This is a genomic window from Actinophytocola sp., from assembly GCF_036402745.1.
Lineage (GTDB): Bacteria > Actinomycetota > Actinomycetes > Mycobacteriales > Pseudonocardiaceae > Actinophytocola.
Genome location: NZ_DASWSJ010000308.1, coordinates 1 through 1,514, shown reverse-complemented (window position 1 = coordinate 1,514; position 1,514 = coordinate 1). Strand labels below are relative to the sequence as shown.

1 protein-coding gene is annotated in these 1,514 nt (G+C 69.4%); it reads left to right on the top strand.

Going from position 1 to position 1,514, the window contains the following annotated elements; genetic code table 11:
* Positions 1-31 precede the first annotated feature (31 nt).
* Positions 32-1,261: an IS701 family transposase gene (locus VGD70_RS28880; RefSeq protein WP_422653100.1), complete on the top strand. Its 1,230-nt coding sequence runs from the start codon at positions 32-34 to the stop codon at positions 1,259-1,261.
* Positions 1,262-1,514: the final 253 nt, after the last annotated feature.

Sequence of the window (1,514 nt, the reverse complement as noted above, 5' to 3'; positions counted from 1 at the left end):
GTTAGGTGATCTTCCGTTAGGCTCTGATCTTGTGGAGACGGTGGAGGATCTCGAGGCGTGGGCGGGTGGCCTGGACGGGTTGTTCGGGCTGGTGGCCGGCCGGTTCTTCCGGGCGGAGCCGCGGCGGCGGGCGCGGGCGTATGTGCGTGGGTTGTTGGCGCCGTTGGCGGGCAAGAACGGGTGGACGCTGGCCGAGGTCGCCGGTGATTCCACGCCGGACGGGATGCAGCGGCTGCTCAACGCCGCAGCGTGGGACGCCGACGGGGTCCGCGATGACGTGCGGGACTACGTCGTCGAACACCTCGGCGAGCCCGGCGGGGTGCTGATCGTCGACGAGACCGGGTTCTTGAAGAAGGGCACCAAGTCCGCCGGGGTGCAGCGGCAGTACTCGGGCACCGCGGGACGGGTGGAGAACTGCCAGCTCGGGGTGTTCCTGGCCTACGCCACCGGCAAGGGCCGCACCCTGATCGACCGCGAGCTCTACCTGCCCAAGTCCTGGACCTCGGACCGGGAACGCTGCCGGGCCGCGGCGGTCCCGGACGAGGTCGAGTTCGCCACCAAGACCGGACTGGCCAAACAGATGCTCGGGCGCGCCCTCGACGCCGGCGTCCCCGCATCGTTCGTGGCCGCCGATGAGGCCTACGGGCAGGACTACAAGTTCCGCTCCTGGTGCGAGCAGCGCCGGATCGGCTACGTCGTCGCCGTTGCGCGCAGCCAGACCATCCCGCTGTCAGTCGACGGCGACCTCACACAGATGGCCGGTTCACGCCGGGCCGACGACCTCGTCGCCCGCGCCCCGGAGCAGGCGTGGAAGCGGCGCTCCGCCGGCTCAGGAGTCAAGGGTGAGCGGTTCTACGACTGGGCCGTCGCCTCGCTGTATCCGCCCGAGAACGCCCCTGCCGGGTGGGGACGCTGGCTGCTGGTGCGCCGCCAGATCCTCACCGACAACCAGGTCGAGGCCGGGGTCGAGCCCGAGTTGGCCTACTACCTGTGCGCCGGACCGCCCGGCACCACCGACGACGACCTCATCCGGGTCGCCGGCACCCGATGGGCGATCGAGGAGTGTTTCCAGACCGCGAAGAACGAAGTCGGACTCGACCACTACCAGGTCCGCCGCTACGACGCCTGGTACCGCCACACCACCCTGGCCCTGCTCGCCCACGCCTACCTCTCGGTCACCGCCGCGATCGCCCCAAAAGACCTGGCAGCGGCCTCATCCCGCTCACCCTCGCCGAGATCCGACGTCTCCTGGCACCTCTAATCCACATCCCTACCCAGACCCTGCGCTGGGCCTGGTCGACCTGGCGACGCCGACACCAACACCGCGCCCGCGAAAGCCACTACCGCCGACGCGAACGACATACCTAACGAAGTGCGGCTGGAGTATTAGTACTGCAACGGCACTCGGTCATGGTGGCGGTCGGTGGCCGCGCCGTCGGTGGCAGGTGCGGGCTTGGTGCTGGCGTTCGCGGCGCCATCTCGACCAGTGCATGACGTGATCGATGCACGTCAGC